General features: G+C 65.4%; 23 protein-coding genes. 14 read left to right on the top strand and 9 right to left on the bottom strand.

The window, feature by feature from the left end:
• Window positions 1–113: 113 nt before the first annotated feature.
• The gene (locus tag FFS09_RS24165) at window positions 114–506 is read left to right on the top strand and encodes a c-type cytochrome (RefSeq protein WP_252374500.1); all 393 of its coding nucleotides are present in this window, start codon (window positions 114–116) and stop codon (window positions 504–506) included.
• A gap of 84 nt (window positions 507–590) precedes the next feature.
• On the opposite strand, the gene FFS09_RS24160 is transcribed toward FFS09_RS24165, so the two are convergent.
• Window positions 591–1,121 (bottom strand): TlpA family protein disulfide reductase, encoded by a 531-nt coding sequence (locus FFS09_RS24160; RefSeq protein WP_137921490.1) that lies wholly within the window; start codon window positions 1,119–1,121, stop codon window positions 591–593.
• A gap of 73 nt (window positions 1,122–1,194) precedes the next feature.
• Here FFS09_RS24160 and FFS09_RS24155 point away from each other — a divergent pair, with 73 nt between their 5' ends.
• Window positions 1,195–1,899 carry a DUF4197 domain-containing protein gene (locus FFS09_RS24155; RefSeq protein ID WP_137921489.1) on the top strand — a complete coding sequence of 235 codons (705 nt, stop codon included), beginning with the start codon at window positions 1,195–1,197 and terminating at the stop codon, window positions 1,897–1,899.
• A 36-nt stretch (window positions 1,900–1,935) separates the two neighbouring features.
• Here FFS09_RS24155 and FFS09_RS24150 read toward each other — a convergent pair whose 3' ends face one another.
• On the bottom strand, window positions 1,936–2,355 hold the full coding sequence (locus tag FFS09_RS24150) for a thioredoxin fold domain-containing protein (protein WP_137921488.1): 420 nt from the start codon (window positions 2,353–2,355) through the stop codon (window positions 1,936–1,938).
• Window positions 2,356–2,388: 33 nt separating this feature from the next.
• A complete protein-coding gene (locus tag FFS09_RS24145) occupies window positions 2,389–3,654 on the bottom strand; it encodes a CaiB/BaiF CoA transferase family protein (RefSeq protein ID WP_137921487.1) in 1,266 nt (421 codons plus the stop codon).
• 67 nt (window positions 3,655–3,721) lie between these two features.
• On the opposite strand from FFS09_RS24145, the gene FFS09_RS24140 reads away from it, so the two are divergent.
• Genes FFS09_RS24140 through ptsP form a run of 5 tightly spaced genes read left to right on the top strand, consistent with a single transcriptional unit; the run spans window position 3,722 to window position 8,036 of the window.
• Window positions 3,722–4,294, top strand: coding sequence for a hypothetical protein (locus FFS09_RS24140; protein ID WP_137921486.1), 573 nt, complete (start codon window positions 3,722–3,724; stop codon window positions 4,292–4,294).
• Window positions 4,291–5,595, top strand: a complete 1,305-nt coding sequence (locus FFS09_RS24135) for an MFS transporter (RefSeq protein ID WP_137921485.1) — start codon at window positions 4,291–4,293, stop codon at window positions 5,593–5,595. Before FFS09_RS24140 ends, FFS09_RS24135 begins: the two co-directional genes overlap by 4 nt.
• Before the next feature lie 9 nt (window positions 5,596–5,604).
• On the top strand, window positions 5,605–6,051 hold the full coding sequence (locus FFS09_RS24130; protein WP_137921484.1) for a PTS sugar transporter subunit IIA: 447 nt from the start codon (window positions 5,605–5,607) through the stop codon (window positions 6,049–6,051).
• The gene (locus FFS09_RS24125; protein WP_137921483.1) at window positions 6,020–6,289 is read left to right on the top strand and encodes an HPr family phosphocarrier protein; all 270 of its coding nucleotides are present in this window, start codon (window positions 6,020–6,022) and stop codon (window positions 6,287–6,289) included. The genes FFS09_RS24130 and FFS09_RS24125 overlap by 32 nt, the downstream gene beginning before the upstream one ends.
• A 1-nt stretch (window position 6,290) precedes the next feature.
• Entirely contained in the window at window positions 6,291–8,036 is a 1,746-nt protein-coding gene (ptsP, locus tag FFS09_RS24120; RefSeq protein WP_137921482.1) for a phosphoenolpyruvate--protein phosphotransferase, read from the top strand.
• 8 nt (window positions 8,037–8,044) lie between these two features.
• Here the strand turns inward: ptsP and FFS09_RS24115 are convergent, their stop codons facing one another.
• From FFS09_RS24115 to FFS09_RS24090, 6 genes are all read right to left on the bottom strand, one after another.
• Window positions 8,045–8,992 carry a DMT family transporter gene (locus FFS09_RS24115; RefSeq protein WP_137921481.1) on the bottom strand — a complete coding sequence of 316 codons (948 nt, stop codon included), beginning with the start codon at window positions 8,990–8,992 and terminating at the stop codon, window positions 8,045–8,047.
• Window positions 8,993–9,098: 106 nt separating this feature from the next.
• Window positions 9,099–9,797 (bottom strand): AraC family transcriptional regulator, encoded by a 699-nt coding sequence (locus tag FFS09_RS24110; RefSeq protein WP_137921480.1) that lies wholly within the window; start codon window positions 9,795–9,797, stop codon window positions 9,099–9,101.
• A gap of 1 nt (window position 9,798) precedes the next feature.
• Window positions 9,799–10,815, bottom strand: coding sequence for a lipoyl synthase (gene lipA / locus FFS09_RS24105; RefSeq protein WP_137921479.1), 1,017 nt, complete (start codon window positions 10,813–10,815; stop codon window positions 9,799–9,801).
• 13 nt (window positions 10,816–10,828) lie between these two features.
• Window positions 10,829–11,470: a lipoyl(octanoyl) transferase LipB gene (lipB, locus tag FFS09_RS24100; protein WP_502703758.1), complete on the bottom strand. Its 642-nt coding sequence runs from the start codon at window positions 11,468–11,470 to the stop codon at window positions 10,829–10,831.
• A 47-nt stretch (window positions 11,471–11,517) separates the two neighbouring features.
• On the bottom strand, window positions 11,518–11,802 hold the full coding sequence (locus FFS09_RS24095) for a DUF493 family protein (RefSeq protein ID WP_137921492.1): 285 nt from the start codon (window positions 11,800–11,802) through the stop codon (window positions 11,518–11,520).
• 20 nt (window positions 11,803–11,822) lie between these two features.
• On the bottom strand, window positions 11,823–12,707 hold the full coding sequence (locus FFS09_RS24090; protein ID WP_137921477.1) for an aminotransferase class IV: 885 nt from the start codon (window positions 12,705–12,707) through the stop codon (window positions 11,823–11,825).
• 147 nt (window positions 12,708–12,854) lie between these two features.
• Here FFS09_RS24090 and FFS09_RS24085 point away from each other — a divergent pair, with 147 nt between their 5' ends.
• The 7 genes from FFS09_RS24085 to atpG all read left to right on the top strand — a co-directional run bounded on the left by FFS09_RS24085 (window position 12,855) and on the right by atpG (window position 18,257).
• Complete coding sequence (locus FFS09_RS24085; protein WP_137921476.1) at window positions 12,855–13,361, top strand: ATP synthase subunit I; 507 nt, start codon at window positions 12,855–12,857, stop codon at window positions 13,359–13,361.
• Window positions 13,362–13,388: 27 nt separating this feature from the next.
• Window positions 13,389–14,255 carry a F0F1 ATP synthase subunit A gene (atpB, locus tag FFS09_RS24080; protein ID WP_137921475.1) on the top strand — a complete coding sequence of 289 codons (867 nt, stop codon included), beginning with the start codon at window positions 13,389–13,391 and terminating at the stop codon, window positions 14,253–14,255.
• 76 nt (window positions 14,256–14,331) lie between these two features.
• On the top strand, window positions 14,332–14,577 hold the full coding sequence (atpE, locus tag FFS09_RS24075; RefSeq protein ID WP_009519254.1) for a F0F1 ATP synthase subunit C: 246 nt from the start codon (window positions 14,332–14,334) through the stop codon (window positions 14,575–14,577).
• Between the two features lie 125 nt (window positions 14,578–14,702).
• Window positions 14,703–15,173: a F0F1 ATP synthase subunit B gene (locus tag FFS09_RS24070; RefSeq protein WP_137921474.1), complete on the top strand. Its 471-nt coding sequence runs from the start codon at window positions 14,703–14,705 to the stop codon at window positions 15,171–15,173.
• A 44-nt stretch (window positions 15,174–15,217) separates the two neighbouring features.
• On the top strand, window positions 15,218–15,748 hold the full coding sequence (locus FFS09_RS24065; RefSeq protein WP_137921473.1) for a F0F1 ATP synthase subunit delta: 531 nt from the start codon (window positions 15,218–15,220) through the stop codon (window positions 15,746–15,748).
• Between the two features lie 54 nt (window positions 15,749–15,802).
• Window positions 15,803–17,359: a F0F1 ATP synthase subunit alpha gene (gene atpA / locus FFS09_RS24060; protein ID WP_137921472.1), complete on the top strand. Its 1,557-nt coding sequence runs from the start codon at window positions 15,803–15,805 to the stop codon at window positions 17,357–17,359.
• A 31-nt stretch (window positions 17,360–17,390) separates the two neighbouring features.
• Window positions 17,391–18,257, top strand: a complete 867-nt coding sequence (gene atpG, locus FFS09_RS24055; RefSeq protein WP_137921471.1) for a F0F1 ATP synthase subunit gamma — start codon at window positions 17,391–17,393, stop codon at window positions 18,255–18,257.
• Window positions 18,258–18,295 lie beyond the last annotated feature (38 nt).

Raw genomic sequence — 18,295 nt, 5'->3', positions numbered from 1 at the left:
AACTCCTGTCGAAGAGCGAGGCGGATTGCCTCACCCGTCAACATGGCAGAACCAGCGGTGGAACGAATAACCACGATGCTGCCGGAGCGATTACCGCGAAAGCGGTTTAGTCCATCGCGCAGTTCCAGAAGCCCGAAGATGCGGTGAAGTACCGCAAATCGGTCATGACCGTGATGGGCAACCACTTCGGCCGTATCGGTGCGATGGCCAATGGCCGTGTGCCTTTTGACGCCAAGGCGGCCGCCGACAGCGCGGCGATCGTGGAGACCATGAGCAAGCTGCCTTGGGAAGGTTTTGTGGCGGGCACCGACAAGGGCGACACGCGCGCGCTGCCCGCGGTCTGGACCGAGCAAGCCAAGTTCAAGGAGCGGTCGGAAAAGCTGCAGACGGAAACCGCCAAGCTGAATGCGGCCGCCAAGACCGGCAACCTCGATGCGATCAAGACCGCTTTTGGTGCCGCAGGCCAGAGCTGCAAAGCCTGCCACGACGATTTCCGCAAAGACTGATGGCTGAATCCGCCGGCGCAGGCCGGAATGGAAAAAGCCGGGATGCAAGCCCGGCTTTTTTGTGTCCGCGTGGCGTGCCCCGATTCAGGCCGGTTGGGCCAGCAGCTCTTCGATGAGCGCGTGCAGCGCAGGGAAGTCGGGCTCGCCGACAAAGCGCTTGACGATGCGGCCTTGTTTGTCCACCAGGTAGGTGGTGGGCGTGAGCTTCACGTCGCCCCACTGTTTGGCGATGTTGCCGGTGTTGTCCAGCGCGACCTTGAAAGGGAGTTGGCGCGATTGCGCGAAGTTGAGCACCCAGGCGGGCGGGTCGTACTCCATCGCCACGGCCACGGTTTCAAAGCCCTGGCCTTCGTACTTCTTGTACGTGGCGACGATGGACGGCATTTCCTTCACGCAGGTCACGCAGGTGGTGGCCCAGAAATTCACCAGGCTCACTTTGCCTTTGAGGTCGGCCGTGGTGGCCTTGCTGCCGTCGAGCAGCACGAAGGTGGATTCGGGCGCGGCGTCGCGGCCCGAACAACCGGCTGCCAGGCCGAGCGCGCTGACGGCGCCCAGCGCCGCCACGGCCTGCAGGGCACGCCGACGGCGGCGCCCGCTGGGGCTGAGATGGGTCATTGTCTTTTCACTTCCCGAGGGCTACATTGCCCTCCATCCTTCATTGAACAGCCAGCTTTTCCGGAGAACCGCCATGCAACGCCGCCAGTTTACCCAGTCCACCACCGCGATGATCGGCCTGCTGGTCCTTGCCGCCCATCAACAGGCCAGGGCCTTGTCGTTGGGCGATATCACCGACGGCGATGCGAGCCAAGGCATCAAGGTGGCCCTGGAGAAAGGCGCGTTGGCGGCGGTGGCCTTGCTGGGCAAGACAGATGGATTCCTGGGCAACCCAAAAGTTCGGATTCCTTTGCCCGGATATCTCGAAGACGCGTCCAAGCTGCTCAAGATGACGGGCCAGGGCAAGCGCGTGGACGAGCTGGTGACCAGCATGAACCGCGCGGCCGAGGCGGCCGTGCCCATGGGGCGTGATGTGCTGGTGGGGGCGGTGAAGTCCATGTCCGTGACCGACGCGAAAAACATCCTGGGTGGCGGTGAGAACTCGGTGACCCAGTTTTTTGCCGAGAAGACGCGCTCGCCCCTGGGCGAGAAGTTCCTGCCCATCGTCACCAAGGCCACGGAAAAGGTGGGCCTGGCAAATACCTACAACAAGGTCGCCGGCAAGGTGGCGGGCCTGGGCCTGGTGAAGTCCGAGGACGCGAACATCCAGCGCTACGTCACCGGCAAGTCGCTGGACGGGCTCTACACCATCATTGGTGAAGAGGAGCGCAAGATCCGGCAGGACCCGGTGGGCACCGGCAGTGCCATTCTCAAGAAGGTGTTCGGCGCACTGAAATAAACGCGGAAGTAGGCGACCGCTCGCGCTGCGAACAGGCTATCGCAGCTTGCGGCGCGCTTCGGCCAAGCGGGCCTCCAGGTACTCGCCATAAAAGTCGGGCACGGCCACGCCCACCAGGCGCTCGGCCAGTTCGCGCCCGTCGGGGCCGAAAAACAGGACCGTGGGCGTGAAGCGGGCCTTCCAGGCACGCGCCTGTTCGGCGGGCGTGGTGAGCTGGCCGTCAAAACCTTGCAGGTTGCTCTTGCGGTCGAGCACGTCCAGCTCCACCGCATGCACCTGGCCTTCGCGCCGCATCGGCAGCAGGTAGTGGCCGCGAACAATGGCGCAGTAGGGGCAGCCTTCCAGCGAAGTCATGACCACGAGGGGCTCGCCCCGCGCGGCGGCGGCCTGGCCCGCGCCGCGCAGCGAGGCGGGCGTGGGCAAGGCGGCCAAAGGCGGGCGGGTGGGGGCGTCCATGTCGTTCATGCGGGTGGTGATCCGGCGATCGGGTCAGATCGCACCGCTGCGCTGCAGTTCCGCCACGCGAGCGGGCGGCACATCCAGCCACTCGTTCAACACGTCGGCCGTGTGCTCGCCCAACAGCGGCGGGGGCAGGTCATTGCGCACGGGGGTGGCGCCGAGCTTGATCGGGCTGGCCACGAGATCCACCGCGTCGGCCAGCGGATGCGCCCAGGTGCGGACCATCTGGCGCGAGCGCACGTGCTCGTCGGCAAACACCTCGGCCAGGTTGTTGATAGGGCCGCAGGGCACCCTGGCGGCTTCCAGCGCGGCGAGCCAGTCGGCCTTGCCGCGTGTTTTGAGGACCTCGGCCAGCAGAGGCACCAGCACATCCCGGTGGCGCACGCGGTTCTGGTTCTGCGCGAAGCGCGCGTCGGTGGCGAGTTCGGGGCGGCCGGCGACGGCGCAGAACTTGGCGAATTGACCGTCGTTGCCGACCGCCAGGATGATGTATTGGGCTTCCCCCCGGGCGTCGGGCGCGACCTCGAACACCTGGTACGGCACGATGTTGGCGTGGGCGTTGCCCGCGCGCCCCGGCACCTTGCCGTCGTCGCGGCCACGCACCAGGTAGTTGGCGCCGAGGTTGGCGAGCATCGCGACCTGTGTGTCGAGCAGCGCCATGTCGATGTGCTGGCCCTCGCCGGTGCGCTCGGCGTGGCGCAGAGCCGCCTGGATCGCGACGGTGGCGTACATGCCGGTGAACAGATCGGCCACCGCGACGCCGACCTTTTGCGGGCCGCCGCCCGCAAGGTCGTCGCGTTCGCCGGTCACGCTCATGAGGCCGCCCATGGCCTGGATGGCGAAGTCGTAGCCCGCGCGGTCTTTGTAGGGGCCGGTCTGGCCGAAGCCGGTGATGGAGCAGTAGACCAACCGTGGGTTGATCGCGCGCAGGGTGGCGTAGTCCAGCCCATAGCGCGCCATGTCGCCCACCTTGTAGTTCTCCACGAAGACGTCGGCCTTGGCCGCGAGTTCGCGGATCAACGCCTGGCCGTCGGGCGTGGCGATGTCGCAGGTGATGGAGCGCTTGTTGCGGTTGGCGCCGAGGTAGTAGGCGGCTTCGGCGGTGTCGCCGCCATCGCGGCCACGCAGAAAGGGTGGACCCCAGCCACGCGTGTCGTCGCCACCGGGGTGGTCTTTGCCGGGCGGGCGTTCCACCTTCACCACATCGGCGCCGAGATCGGCCAGGGTCTGTGTGCACCACGGGCCAGCCAGCACGCGGGAGAGATCGAGTACGCGGATACCATCAAGAGCATTCATGTCGCCATTGTGCGCGAGGTCACGGCCGCAGCCGTGTCCCGCCGGTGGCCTGTCGCGCTGGAATTCCATGTCCGTCTCTGCCTCCCGCGGCCTGCCGCACCGCCGTTGCCCGCGCCCACTCGGGCGCTTGCTCTGCGCACTCCTCGTGCTCGGGGCCTGCTCACCGACCTTCAACTGGCGCGAACTGCGCCCCGAGGGCACGCCGCTGCAGGCGCTGATGCCGTGCAAGCCCGAAACCGCCACGCGCGCCGTGCCGCTGGACGGCGGCGCACCCACCGAACTGCACATGCAAAGTTGCGACACCGGGGGCCTGACCTTTGCCCTGGCCTGGGTGGAGTTGGGCGATGCCGCGCGCGTGCCCGCCGCGTTGAGCGGCTGGCGACGCGCCTCGCTCGGCGCGGTGCGCGTGGACCCGGCGCGCGTCGACGAGCCGGCCGCGCAATGGAACGCCGCGGTGCCCGGTGCGACGCAGACCCTGGGCCTGGCCGCGCAAGGCACGGACCACCAGGGCCGTCCGGTGCAGATGCGTGCGGTGCATTTCGTGCGCGGCACGCAGGTGTACCAGGCCGCGATCTATGGCCCGGTCCTGAACGACGCGGGCGTGACCTCGGCCTTTTTTGACGGACTCAAGCTGCCATGACCCAGACCACCCGACCGAGCCCCGTGCGCTACGAAGGCGCAACCGCGGCCCCCGCACCCGGTGGAGACGTGCTGGCCGCGCGCGCGGTGGTCATCGTCTTCCTCACGTTTGCGGTCGCGTATTTCCTGTCCGCGCTGCTGCGCGCCATCACCGCCACGTTGTCGCCCACATTGAGCGCCGAGATGGCGCTCAGCGCGAGCGACCTTGGCCTGTTGGCTGGCGGCTATTTTTTTGGTTTTGCACTCACGCAAGTGCCCCTGGGCAACTGGCTGGACCGGCATGGCCCACGCAAGGTGATCCTGTGGTTCCTGGGCGTGGCGGTGGTGGGCTGTGTGGCCTTTGCGATGGCCACCAACTTTGCGGGGCTGCTGGCCGCGCGCGTGCTCACCGGCATGGGCGTGAGCGCCTGCCTCATGGCGCCGCTCACCGGTTACCGCCGTTGGCTTTCGCCAGGTGCTCAGATGCGCGCCAATTCCTGGATGCTCATGACCGGTTCGTTCGGCATGGTGGCGTCCACGCTGCCGGTGCAGTGGCTGATGCCGTTGACCGGCTGGCGTGGCTTGTTCTGGGGGCTGGCAGCCCTGCTCATGCTGTCGATGGTGACCCTGGCCATCATCGTGCCGAACTGGCGTCGGACCGATCCCGTTGTGTCGCCCCAGCCCGCGGCGGAGAAGCTCGGCTATGGGGCGATCTGGCGCCACCCTTACTTTCGCCAGATGTTGCCGATCGGCATCGTCAACTACGGCGGCATGATCGCGATTCAGACGCTGTGGGCCGGCCCTTGGATGGTGAATGTGGCGGGCTACACGCCGCAGCAGGCTGCGGGTGGCTTGTTCGCCATCAACCTCTCAATGCTGTGCACCTTCTGGTTGTGGGGGATGGCCAGTCCGCATCTGGTGCGGCGCGGCGTGTTGCCCGAACGCCTGATCGCCTGGGGATTGCCGGTGAGCTTCGTGGTGCTCGGCGCCATCGTCGGATTGGGCGCGGATGCGGGATGGCCGCTGTGGGCGCTGTATTGCGTCAGTTGCACGGTCGTGTCGCTGTCGCAGCCCGCGGTGGCGCTGGCCTTGCCGGCCGAGGCGGCAGGACGTGTGCTCTCGGCCTACAACCTGGCCATTTTTGCGGGCGTGTTCGCCGCGCAATGGGGCATTGGCGTGCTGATCGATGCGCTGGGCGCATTCGGCGGTAGCGAGCGCGACCGCTACCGGGGCGCCATGGCGCTCTTTGGCATCTGTGGCGTGTGGACCTACGCGGCCTTTCTGCGCTCGCATCTGCGCCTGTCGGCGGCCCGGCCGGGCTAAACTGCCACCATGAATGGCATTCTGATCCTGGCACATGCACCGCTGGCCTCGGCCTTGCGTCAGTGCGTGTTGCATGTGTTCCCGGACAGCGCCGACGCAGTGGCCGCACTCGATGTGCAGCCCAACGTGCCGCCCGAAGAATCGCTCGCGCAGGCGCAGGTGCTCATGCGCCAGATGCACCTGCCGCAGACACTGGTGGTGACCGACGTGTTCGGCGCCACGCCCTGCAACGTGGCGCAGAAACTCATCGACGGCATCAACTCCAAACTGATCACCGGCGTGAACCTGCCCATGCTGTTGCGCACCGTGTCGTACCGCCATGAAGCACTGGATGCGCTGATCTCGCGCGCCATGATCGGCGCCACGCAGGGTGTGATTCAGGTGGCGGTGACCGCTCCTCAAAACCAGGCCCGACGAGCCACCCATGATCAAGACCACCGCGACCATCAGCAATAAGCTCGGACTGCACGCACGCGCCTCCGCCAAACTCACCAAACTGGCCGGTGGATTTGCCAGCGATGTGTGGATGTCGCGTGGCGACCGGCGCGTCAACGCCAAAAGCATCATGGGCGTGATGATGCTGGCCGCCGGCATGGGCAGCGATGTCGACATCGAGACCGACGGCAAGGACGAGCAGACGGCCATGGACGCATTGCTGGCACTGATCAACGACAAGTTCGGCGAAGGCGAATGACATGACCATTTCGGTTCACGGTCTGGCGGTATCCCGGGGCATTGCCATCGGGCGGGCCGTGATCGTGGCGTCCAGCCGCGTGGACGTGGCGCACTATTTCGTGCAGGCCGACCAGATCGAGAGCGAGATCGAGCGGCTGCGCCAGGCGCGCAACGCGGTGGTCGAAGAAATCGTGAAGGTGCAGCAAAGCCTGCACGAACTCGGCCCGAACGACGCGCACCCCGAACTCACCGCGCTGCTCGACGTGCACCTGATGTTGCTGCAGGACGAGCAACTCACCAGCGGCGTGAAGCACTGGATCGTCGAGCGCCACTACAACGCCGAATGGGCGCTGACCACGCAGCTGGAGGTGATCGCACGCCAGTTCGACGAAATGGAAGATCCGTACCTGCGCGAGCGCAAGGCCGATCTGGAGCAGGTGGTCGAGCGCATGCTGCGCTTCATGCGCGGCGTGGCGCTGCCGGTGGCTGCCGATGCGCGGCACGCGCACGACAGCGCTGAAGCGCCGCTGGTGCTGATCGCCCACGACCTGTCGCCGGCCGACATGCTGCAGTTCAAGCAAAGCGTGTTCGCCGGCTTCGTCACCGACGTCGGCGGCAAGACCAGCCACACCGCCATCGTCGCGCGCAGCATGGACATTCCGGCGGTGGTGGGCGCGCGTTCGGCCAGCCACCTCATCAAGCAGGACGACTGGGTCATCATCGATGGCGACGCGGGCGTGGTGCTGGTCGATCCCTCGCCCATCCTGCTGGCCGAATACGGCTTCAAGCAGCGCCAGGGTGAGGTCGAGCGCGAGCGCCTCTCGCGCCTGAAGAACACCCCGGCGGTCACGCTCGACGGCCAGCGCATCGAACTGCTGGCCAACATCGAACAGCCCGAAGACGCCGTGGCCGCGCTCAAGGCGGGGGCCGTGGGCGTGGGGTTGTTCCGCAGCGAATTCCTCTTCATGGGCCGTGGCGGCAACCTGCCCGACGAAGAAGAGCAGTACCAGGCCTACCGCCGCGCGATCGAAGGCATGCAGGGCTTGCCGGTGACCATCCGCACCGTCGACGTGGGGGCCGACAAACCGCTGGACCGCGGCGCTTCGCGCGCCGGAGAAGACCACCTCAATCCCGCGCTGGGCTTGCGCGCGATCCGCTGGAGCCTGGCCGAGCCTTCCATGTTCCTGGTGCAGTTGCGCGCGATCCTGCGCGCGGCCGTGCATGGACCGGTCAACCTGTTGATTCCCATGCTGGCCCACGCCAGCGAGATCCGCCAGACCCTGGCCTTGGTCAACCGGGCGCGCGAACAACTGGACAGCGCCGAGGTGCCCTATGGCCACGTCAAGCTCGGCGCGATGATCGAGGTGCCCGCGGCGGCGCTGACCATCCCGCTGTTCCTGCGGCACTTCGATTTCCTCTCCGTCGGCACCAACGACCTGATCCAGTACACCCTGGCGATCGACCGTGCCGACGAGGCCGTCTCGCACCTGTACGACCCGGTGCACCCGGCCGTGCTGCATCTTCTGGCCAGCACCATCGCGCAGTGCCTCGAACGGGGCAAGGGCGTGAGCGTGTGCGGTGAAATGGCGGGCGACGTGACGCTCACGCGCTTGTTGCTGGGCCTGGGCTTGCGCAGCTTCTCCATGCACCCGTCGCAGATCCTGGCGGTCAAGCAGCAGATCCTGCGTTGTGACACCGCGCGCCTGCAGACCTGGGCGCAGAGCGTGCTCGCCGCGGAAGACCCCGCGGCCCTGATGACCGACTGAGCGCGACCTCAGTTGCCGTGTTCCGGCACGGGTTGGTGCGCCGAGATGCCCGCCAGCACGCTGGCGCTCACCAGGACCATGGCCAGGGCCTCGAGCGCGGTGGGCCAGCGCGCTTCCCACAGGAAGCCGTAGAGCAGGGCGAAGAGGGTCTCGAAAAGGATCATCTGCCCGATCATGGTCAGCGGCAACAGGCGGCTGGCACGGTTCCAGAACGCGTTGCCCAGGACCGAGGCCACCACAGCCATGCCGGCCGCCACGCCGATGAAGCGCCCCCATTGCGCGCCGGTGTGGTCGCTCAGGCTGCTGTCCATGAAGGCCGGCACCGCCAGCAACAGCGCCAGCCCGCCCGTCACCAGGCCGGTGAGCAGGCTCCAGTCGTGCGAGGAGACATGGTCCAGGCGCACGAGCCAGCGGCTGTTGCTCACGGCATAGGCGGTCCAGGCGGCGAGCGCACCGAGCGCGCAAAGAAAGCCCGTGAGGCGATGGGCCGCCGGCGCTGCCGACGGCATGCCCAAGGCCTGCCAGGCCACGCAGGCGATGCCGGCCACGCCCAACGCCAGCGTAAGGGCGAGCCGGCGCAAGGGCACCGCGCCATGGCCCTGGCTGCCGATGAGCGTGACCGCCACCGGCAGGAAACCGATGACCAATGACGTCATGGCCACGCCGCCGAGCTGCACCGCGTTGGCCAGCAGCACGTAGTACACGATGTTGCCCAGCAGGCTCAAGCGCACCAGCGCCATCCATTCCGGTCGGCCCAGCCGTGGCGCCAGGGTGCGCCAGCGCGGGGCGATCAAGGCCCATGCCACCAGGCCGTAGGCAAGGTAGCGCGCCGCGGACAGCTGCAGGGGTGAGAAGTCGCGTGCGAGTTCAGGGGCCAGGAACACGAAGCCCCAGGCCGCACCGGCGGCGGCGCCAAAGCCGATGCCCAGCGCCAGCGGGTGGTTGTGCCCGCTCATGGGTGGTTGGGCAAAAGAGGACGGCTCATGCCCGGAGCTTAGCCGGGGCCATCGTCGCGATCCGCCGATCCTTCGTCGCGTTTCGCGGGTCTCGAGGGGTGGGGGTTCAGCCGCGCGGCGGCACGCGGCGCAAGGCGGCCGTCAGCGCCGATGGCGAGCGGTAGCCGATGCGCCGCGCCGTGTCGGCCACGCTCAGTCCGCTGGCACGCCAGGCGCGGGCCTGGGCCAGGCGCTGGCGGCGCAGCCACTGCATGGGGCTGTCGCCTTGTTCTGCCTGGCAGCGCGCGGTGAATTGCGATGGGCTCAGGTGCACCTGCGAAGCCAGGTCGGCCACGGTCAGCGGGGCTTGCCAGTGCGCTTGCAGCCACTGGCCCAGTGCGGCCCAGTCGATGGGACGGCGATGGCGCTCCAGCGGCGGGTCGGGCGAGGCGCTGTGCTGCAGCCAGGTTTCGAGCAGCAGGCTGGCGCCGAGTTGCCGTGCGCGCGGCAGACCCGCCGACACGGCTGTGGCCAGATAGTGCGCCAAAGGCTGCACGCCCGACGGCGGTGCCGCGACGGCTTGGGCCCAGGCGGGATCGTGCGAATCCAGTACCAGGCAGCGCGTTGCGCCTCGCCCTTCGAAATCGTGGCGCTCGCCGGGGGGTACCACGCAGCCGTCGCCAACGGCAATGCGTTGCCCACGGCCCGCCACCTCAAGCTCGAGCACGCCTTCCAGGCCGACGAGGATCTGGAAGTGGTCGTGATCGTGGCTGCCGTGCGAGGCGCCATAGTCGCGCACGCTCAGGCGGTCGTGCGCGGCGGGCATGTCACTTCGCTTCGGCGTTGAGCACGCCATGCGCCTGCTGGTCGGCGTGGTACGAACTGCGCACCATGGCGCCCACGGCGGCGTGGGTGAAGCCCATTTCGTAGGCCTTGGCCTCGAACATCTTGAAGGTGTCGGGGTGCACGTAGCGGCGCACCGGGAGGTGGTGGCCGCTGGGGGCGAGGTACTGGCCGATGGTGAGCATGTCGATGTCGTGCGCGCGCATGTCGCGCATCACCTCGAGAATTTCTTCGTCCGTCTCCCCCAGGCCGACCATCAGGCCGCTCTTGGTGGGCACGTGCGGGAACAACGCCTTGAACTTCTTGAGCAGGTTCAGGCTGAACTTGTAGTCCGAGCCCGGGCGCGCTTCCTTGTACAGGCGAGGCACGGTTTCGATGTTGTGGTTCATCACGTCGGGCGGCGCGGCCTGGAGAATGCCGAGCGCGCGGTCGTCGCGGCCGCGGAAGTCCGGCACCAGCACCTCGATCTGCGTTTGCGGCGACAAGGCACGCGTGCGCTCGATGCAGGCCACGAAATGGCCAGCGCCGCCGTCGCGCAGATCGTCGCGGTCCACGCTGGTGATCACCACGTACTTCAGCCGCAGCTGCGCAATCGTCTTGGCCAGGTTCTCGGGCTCGTTCACATCCAGCGGATCGGGGCGGCCGTGGCCGACGTCGCAGAACGGGCAGCGCCGCGTGCACTTGTCGCCCATGATCATGAACGTGGCTGTGCCCTTGCCGAAGCACTCGCCAATGTTCGGGCAGCTCGCTTCTTCGCACACCGTCACCAGCTTGTTGGCGCGCAGGATGTCCTTGATTTCGTAGAAGCGCGTGGTCGGGCTACCGGCCTTGACGCGGATCCACTCGGGCTTCTTCAGCACCTCGGCCGGCACGATCTTGATGGGAATGCGTGCCGTTTTGGCCTGGCTCTTCTGCTTGGCTGTGGCGTCGTAGCTGCCGGCGGGCTGGGCGTCGCGGACGGTGGGGCTGGCGGAAACCGTGGGGGTGTCGGGGCTGGTCATGGCGTGGGTTAGGTCAGGGAGTGAGCGTGGTCGTGAGCTTCTGGCTCAGCACCCGCGCCGTCTCATCCCATGAAACGGCAACCCCGATTGTAGAAAGGTCGACGGTTTGCAGACCCACGTAGCCACAAGGGTTGATGCGCTCAAAGGGTTGCAGGTCCATCGCGACGTTCAACGCCACACCGTGGTAAGTGCAGTGCCGACTCACCTTGATGCCCAGGGCGGCGATCTTGCCCAGGCCGGTGAAGTCGGGGTCGGGCAGGGGCTCGCCGGGTGTGCGTTTTTGGGGGCGCTGCGGCAGCAAGGCGTGGCTGCCGGGGTCGTCCAGCCGCACATAGATGCCGGGCGCACCCGCCACACGGTGACCGGTCACGCCGAAGTCGGCGAGAGTGCGGATCACCGCCTCTTCCACCCGATAGACGTATTCCTTGACGAAGTAGCCCGCGCGCTGCAGGTCGATCAGCGGGTAGGCCACCACCTGGCCCGGGCCGTGGTACGTCACCTGACCGCCGCGGTTGGTGGCCACCACCGGGATGTTGCCGGGCGCGAGCAGGTGGTCTTCGCGGCCCGCCAGCCCCTGCGTGAACACCGGGGCGTGCTCGCAGACCCAGAGTTCGTCGGGCGTGCCGGCTGTGCGTGCAGCGGTGAAGGCCTGCATGGCCTCGTAGGTGGGCGCGTGGTCCACCCGGCCCAGCGCGCGGACGATCACAACACGACCTTGACCATCGGGTGCGTGGTCAGCGTGCGGTAGAGCTCGTCGAGCTGCTCGCGGCTGGTCACGTGCACCGTGAGCGTGAGGCCCAGGTAGTTGCCTGCCTTGCTCGGACGCCGCTCGATCGTGCGTTCGTCAAAGCCGGGGTCGAAGGCGCGCGCCACATGCGCCATGGCGGTGTCGAAACCGTCCACGTTGGCGCCCATCACTTTGATGGGAAAGTCGCTGGGATAGGTGATGAGCGATTGCTCGGGAGGGATGTCTGGAGGCGGTTCCATCATGTCGGGTTTCCAATGCGTCAGATTGATTGCGCGGCCACCGCGCGCTGGTAGGCTGCGTACAAGTTTGCATAGGCCGGGCCGGGGTGTCCGCGTTGGGTGCCATGGCCCACCGGCACGCCGTCGAGCATGGTGATGGGCAGCACTTCCTTGGTCGCCGAGGACAGCAGCAGTTCGTCGGCCGACAGCACCTCGGCACGCGTAATACGGCGCAGCGCGTACCGCAGCCCCTGCTGGTGACAAAGCTCCTCGATGAGCCCGAACCGGATGCCTTCGAGCACCAGGTTGTCCTTGGGCGGGCCCATGACCACGCCGTCCTTGACCGTCCATACATTGCTCGACGCGCCTTCGCTCAGAAAGCCCTCGCGGAACATCACGATCTCCACGGCGCCGGCATCGGCGGCGATCTGGCGCGCCATCACCGAGCCCAGCAGACTCGTGGTCTTGATGTGCGCCTTGCGCCAGCGGAAGTCGTCGGCGGTGACACAGGCCACGCCATGCGCGCGCTGTTCCGGTGTGGCCAGCTTCATCGCATTGGCCATGGCGAAGACCGTGGGCTTCAGGCCGGCGGGCATCACATGGTCGCGCAGGGCGACACCGCGGGTGATCTGCAGGTAGACAAGCTGATCCTCCACGCCTCGGGACTGCTGATCGGCGATCAGGCGTCGGGCAATGGCCAGCCACTCACTGGTGGGAAAGGGGTTGGGCATATGGACCTCGCGCAGCGAGCGATCCAGGCGCGCCATGTGTTCCGCAAAGCGAAACAAGCGCCCACCATATGCGGGAAGGGCTTCATAGATGCCATCGCCGAAGATGAAGCCGCGGTCCAGCACGCTCACGCGAGCATCCCGAATCGGACCGTAGGCCCCGTCGAGAAAGCACAGCGAGTCGGGCAGGTCGGTCATAGGAGGATTATCGGCTTCGCACCCGCACGAGAGGCGCGCACGGAAATGCTGCACCGAGTATTGATGCCGGGCTGGGGTTTCTACGTATAATGAGAGGCTTTGCAACCCGGACGCTTTGTAGTCTGCCTGTCACGCGCGAGGTCGAATATGACGCAAGGCCATTCGATCCCGACCGATGGAACAGACCCAGAAGATGGGGTGCAGGACAGTGATTTCAAGCCACTGACGCCCGAACAGGCGCAACAGTGGCGGATCGGCCAGCCAGTGTTATCGCTCTGGCGGCTGGTCCTGGTGCAGTGGCTGGTAGGGCTGGTCGCAAGCATCGCGGGTGGGCTGCTGTGGCAGTCACCTTCGGTGGCGTGGTCGGTTCTTTATGGCGCGGCGGCGGTGGCAATTCCTTCGGCTCTCATGGCCTACGGTTTGACCTCCAGTGCAATGTCCCGTGTGTGGGCGGCGCACGCCAATGCGGCATTTGCCGGGTTTCTGCTGTGGGAGGGCGTCAAGATCCTGCTGGCGGTGGTCATGTTGGCCGCGGCTCCATGGGTGGTCTCTCCCCTGAATTGGTTCGGCCTTCTGGTCGGGCTTGTGTTGGTTCTTAAGGTCTACTGGTTTGGATACTTCTTCCAGGCCCGTCGATCAAATGCAAACGGTTGACTCTCCGGCTCATCGGACAAAACGAACATGGCTGCTGAAGGCACTTTGACCCCGGGCGAATACATCCGCCATCACCTCGTCCACCTGACGAACCAGAAGCAAGGATCGATCGTCGATTTCTCGGTGATCAATATCGATTCCGTCGTGGTGAGTTCGCTGCTCGGCTTGCTGATGGTCTTTGTGCTCTGGCGTGCTGCTCGCGGTGCCACGGCCGGCGTGCCGGGCCGCTTCCAGGCAGCCGTCGAGATGCTGGTGGAAATGGTCGACACCCAGGCCAAAGCGGTCATCCACAACGCCAAGAGTCGCAAGCTTGTGGCCCCGCTCGCGCTGACGGTATTCGTCTGGATCTTCATGATGAACTTCATGGACATGATCCCGGTGGACCTGATCCCCCAGATCTGGCACAACGCCGGCCCGGCCATGGGTTTCAAGGATTACCTGCGCGTCGTGCCCACCGCCGACTTGTCCACCACGCTGGGTCTGTCCGTGTCGGTACTGTTGATGTGCCTGTTCTACAACATCAAGATCAAGGGCCTGGGCGGCTGGGCGCACGAACTCGTGTGCGCGCCTTTCGGCACCAGCAAGAACCCCATCTGGGCGGTGCTGCTGGGCGTGGTCAACTTCCTGATGCAGATGATCGAGTTCGTCGCCAAGACGGTCTCGCACGGCATGCGGTTGTTTGGCAACATGTTTGCCGGCGAACTGGTGTTCATGCTGATCGCTCTGCTGGGTGCGTATGCCACCCTGTCGCTGGGCGGTTCGCTGTTCTTTGTTGGTCACGTGATCGCAGGCACGGTGTGGACCCTGTTCCACATTCTGGTTATCACCTTGCAAGCGTTCATCTTCATGATGCTGGCCCTGATTTATCTGGGTCAAGCGCATGACGCGCACTGACGCGACTTTCTAGGTCGCACGGTTTCTTTCTCGTTTCTTTCCTTTCTCAACAAACTTCCACTTCATAGGAGTCATCATGGAAAACGTTCTGGGTCTTGTCGCACTGGCTTGCGGTCTCATCGTCGGTCTGGGCGCCATCGGCGCATCCATCGGCATCGCGCTGATGGGCGGCAAATTCCTCGAATCGTCGGCACGTCAGCCTGAGCTGATGAACGACCTGCAGACCAAGATGTTCATTCTGGCCGGTCTGATCGACGCCGCATTCCTGATCGGCGTGGCCATTGCCCTGCTGTTCGCTTTCGCCAACCCGTTCACGCTGTAATTGGGCTCGCTGCCCCGCGCGGGCCGGCGTTGCGGTGACGGCCTTCAATCCCGTCTCCGCCATCCGTCGCCCGTGCCGGCAGTCGGTGCGTCACCCCTCTTGTCAACACACAGAAAGGCGTTGCGATGAACATCAATGCAACCCTCTTTGCGCAGGCCATCGTCTTTGCGATCCTGGTGTGGTTCACGATGAAATTCGTGTGGCCTCCCATCGCCAAGGCGCTCGATGAGCGTGCGTTGAAGATTTCCGAAGGTCTGGCGGCTTCCGAAAAAGCCAAGACCGAACTGGCCGTGGCCAACAAGCGGGTGGAAGAGGAGTTGAGCAAATCGCGCAACGAATCCGCCACCCGTCTGGCCGATGCCGAGCGACGTGCCCAGACCGTGATCGAAGAAGCCAAGGCCCGTGCCACCGAAGAGGCTTCGAAGATCGTGGCGGCTGCCCGTCAGGAAGCCGATCAGCAGGTCATCAAGGCCCGCGAAACCCTGCGCGAGCAGGTGGCTGCATTGGCCGTCAAGGGTGCCGAGCAGATCCTCAAGCGCGAAATCAATGCCGGCGTTCACGCCGAATTGCTGGGCCGCCTGAAGACCGAGCTCTGAGCCGAGCCTGACGCCACCGACCGACCGGCATTCAAAGGACCACCATGGCAGAAATCGCCACCATTGCCCGCCCCTATGCGGAAGCGCTGTTCAAGGCCGCTGGCTCTGACGCGGCTGGCGCCGCGGCCTGGCTCGACGAGCTGGCTGCCCTGGCCGCCAATGAACAGCTGCGTCAGTTCGCCGACAACCCCAAGACCCTGCCCGAGCAGGTGCTCTCGCTCATGACCGGGCTGCTCAAGAACAGCTTGCCCGCCATGGGTCAGAACTTCCTGCGCACCGTGATCGACAACGGCCGCATCGAAGCGCTGCCAGAGATCGCGGCCCAGTTCCGTGCACTGAAGAATGCGCAGTTGGGGGCGTTTGACGCTGTGGTCTACAGCGCCTTCGAGGTGGACAGCGCCGCGCTGGCCGAGCTCTCCGGGGTGCTGGAAAAGCGCTTTGGACGCAAGCTCAACCTCCAGGTGAAACTGCAGCCCGATCTGATCGGCGGCATTCGCGTGGTGGTGGGCGACGAGGTGCTCGACACCTCGGTCAAAGCCCGCCTGGAACAAATGAAGATCGCCCTGACGGCCTGACGGCTGTTTTTCCGGGCGCGCCTGCACACCATTTAACGAAAGAAGGAAAGAGTCATGCAACTCAATCCCGCCGAAATCTCCGAACTGATCAAGTCCCGTATCGAGGGACTGGGCGCATCCAGCGACGTGCGCAACCAAGGCACCGTGGTCTCGGTCACCGACGGTATCGTCCGTGTCCACGGGCTGTCCGACGTGATGCAGGGTGAAATGCTGGAGTTCCCGGCCAACAAGGACGGCGTGCCATCCTTCGGTCTGGCCCTGAACCTGGAGCGCGACTCCGTTGGCGCCGTGATTCTGGGCGAATACGAGCACATCTCCGAAGGCGAAACCGTGAAGTGCACGGGCCGCATTCTGGAAGTGCCGGTCGGTCCCGAGCTGATCGGCCGCGTGGTCAACGCACTGGGCGCTCCGATCGACGGCAAAGGCCCGGTCAACGCCAAGATGACCGACGTGATCGAGAAGGTCGCGCCGGGCGTGATCGCCCGTAAATCGGTGGACCAGCCGGTGCAGACCGGTCTGAAGTCGATCGACTCGATGGTGCCCGTGGGCCGTGGCCAGCGCGAGCTGATCATCGGCGACCGCCAGACCGGCAAGACGGCCGTGGCGATCGACGCGATCATCAACCAGAAGGGTCAGAACATGACCTGCGTTTACGTCGCGATCGGCCAGAAGGCCTCGTCGATCAAGAACGTGGTGCGTGCGCTGGAGCAAGCCGGCGCGATGGAATACACCATCGTCGTGGCCGCTTCGGCTTCCGAATCCGCTGCCATGCAGTACCTGTCGGCCTACTCGGGCTGCACCATGGGCGAGTACTTCCGCGACCGTGGTCAGGACGCCCTGATCGTGTACGACGATCTGTCCAAGCAAGCCGTGGCCTACCGTCAAGTTTCGCTGCTCCTGCGCCGCCCACCAGGCCGTGAAGCCTACCCCGGCGACGTGTTCTATCTCCACAGCCGTCTGCTCGAGCGCGCAGCCCGCGTGAACGCCGACTACGTCGAAGCGTTCACCAAGGGTGAAGTCAAGGGCAAGACCGGTTCGCTGACCGCACTGCCGATCATCGAGACGCAAGCCGGTGACGTGTCCGCTTTCGTGCCGACCAACGTGATCTCGATCACCGACGGCCAGATCTTCCTGGAAACCAGCCTGTTCAACGCCGGGATCCGCCCCGCCATCAACGCCGGTATCTCGGTGTCGCGCGTCGGTGGTGCTGCCCAGACCAAGCTGATCAAGAGCCTGTCCGGTGGTATCCGTACCGACTTGGCCCAGTACCGTGAACTGGCTGCGTTCGCGCAGTTCGCTTCCGACCTGGACGAAGCCACCCGCAAGCAGCTCGACCGCGGTGCCCGTGTGACCGAACTGCTCAAGCAGGCCCAGTACAGCCCTCAGTCCATCGGCCTGATGGCCGCCACGCTGTTCGCGGTGAACAAGGGCTTCCTGGACGACATCGAAGTCAAGAAGGTGCTGTCGTTTGAAGCCGGTTTGCATGCCCACCTCAAGGACAAGAACGCGGCCCTGTTGGCCAAGCTCGAATCCGACAAGGCGATGGACAAGGACGCTGAAGCCCAAATGTCGGCCGCCATTGCCGAGTTCAAGAAAACCGGCACGTACTGAACCGGCCCATTGACCCGATAAAGGAGCAGCAATGGCAGCAGGCAAGGAAATACGCGGCAAGATCAAATCGGTGGAAAACACCAAGAAGATCACCAAAGCCATGGAGATGGTCGCCGCCTCCAAGATGCGCAAGGCGCAGGAGCGCATGCGTTCCGCGCGCCCTTACGCCGAGAAGGTGCGCCAGATCGCCGGCAACCTGAGCAAGGCCAATCCGGAGTACACGCACCCGTTCATGCAGAACAACGACGCCAAGACCGCTGGTTTTGTCGTCGTCACGACCGACAAGGGTCTGTGCGGTGGTCTCAATACCAACGTGCTGCGCGCGGTGACCACGCAGCTCAAGGAACTGCAATCGCAGGGCATGAGCGCCGAAGCCGTGGCCATTGGCAACAAGGGCCTGAGCTTCCTCAACCGCATCGGTGCCAAGGTGGTGTCCAGCGTGACCGGTTTGGGCGACACGCCTCACCTGGAAAAGCTGATCGGCCCCGTCAAGGTGCTGCTCGATGCGTACACCGACGGCCGCATCAACGCGGTCTACCTCTGCTACACCAAGTTCATCAACACGATGAAGCAGGAGTCGGTGATCGAGCAACTGTTGCCGCTCAACGCAGGCACGTTGCAGAACGGCGCTGGCGGTCGCGATTGGGACTACATCTATGAACCCGACGCAGCCACCGTCATCGACGAGTTGCTGCTTCGGTATGTCGAAGCCCAGGTGTACCAGGCGGTTGCCGAGAACATGGCGTCCGAGCAATCCGCCCGCATGGTGGCCATGAAGGCCGCCACCGACAACGCCGGTAGCGTCATCGGTGAACTCAAGCTGGTCTACAACAAGACCCGCCAGGCCGCGATCACGAAAGAGCTTTCGGAAATCGTCGCCGGTGCCGCCGCGGTCTGAAGCAGCCGCCCAACAGAATCCAGAGAAAACAGAAGGTA

Source organism: Hydrogenophaga sp. 2FB (genome assembly GCF_005503365.1).
Taxonomy (GTDB): domain Bacteria; phylum Pseudomonadota; class Gammaproteobacteria; order Burkholderiales; family Burkholderiaceae_C; genus Hydrogenophaga.
This window is presented reverse-complemented; position numbering and strand designations above follow the sequence as displayed.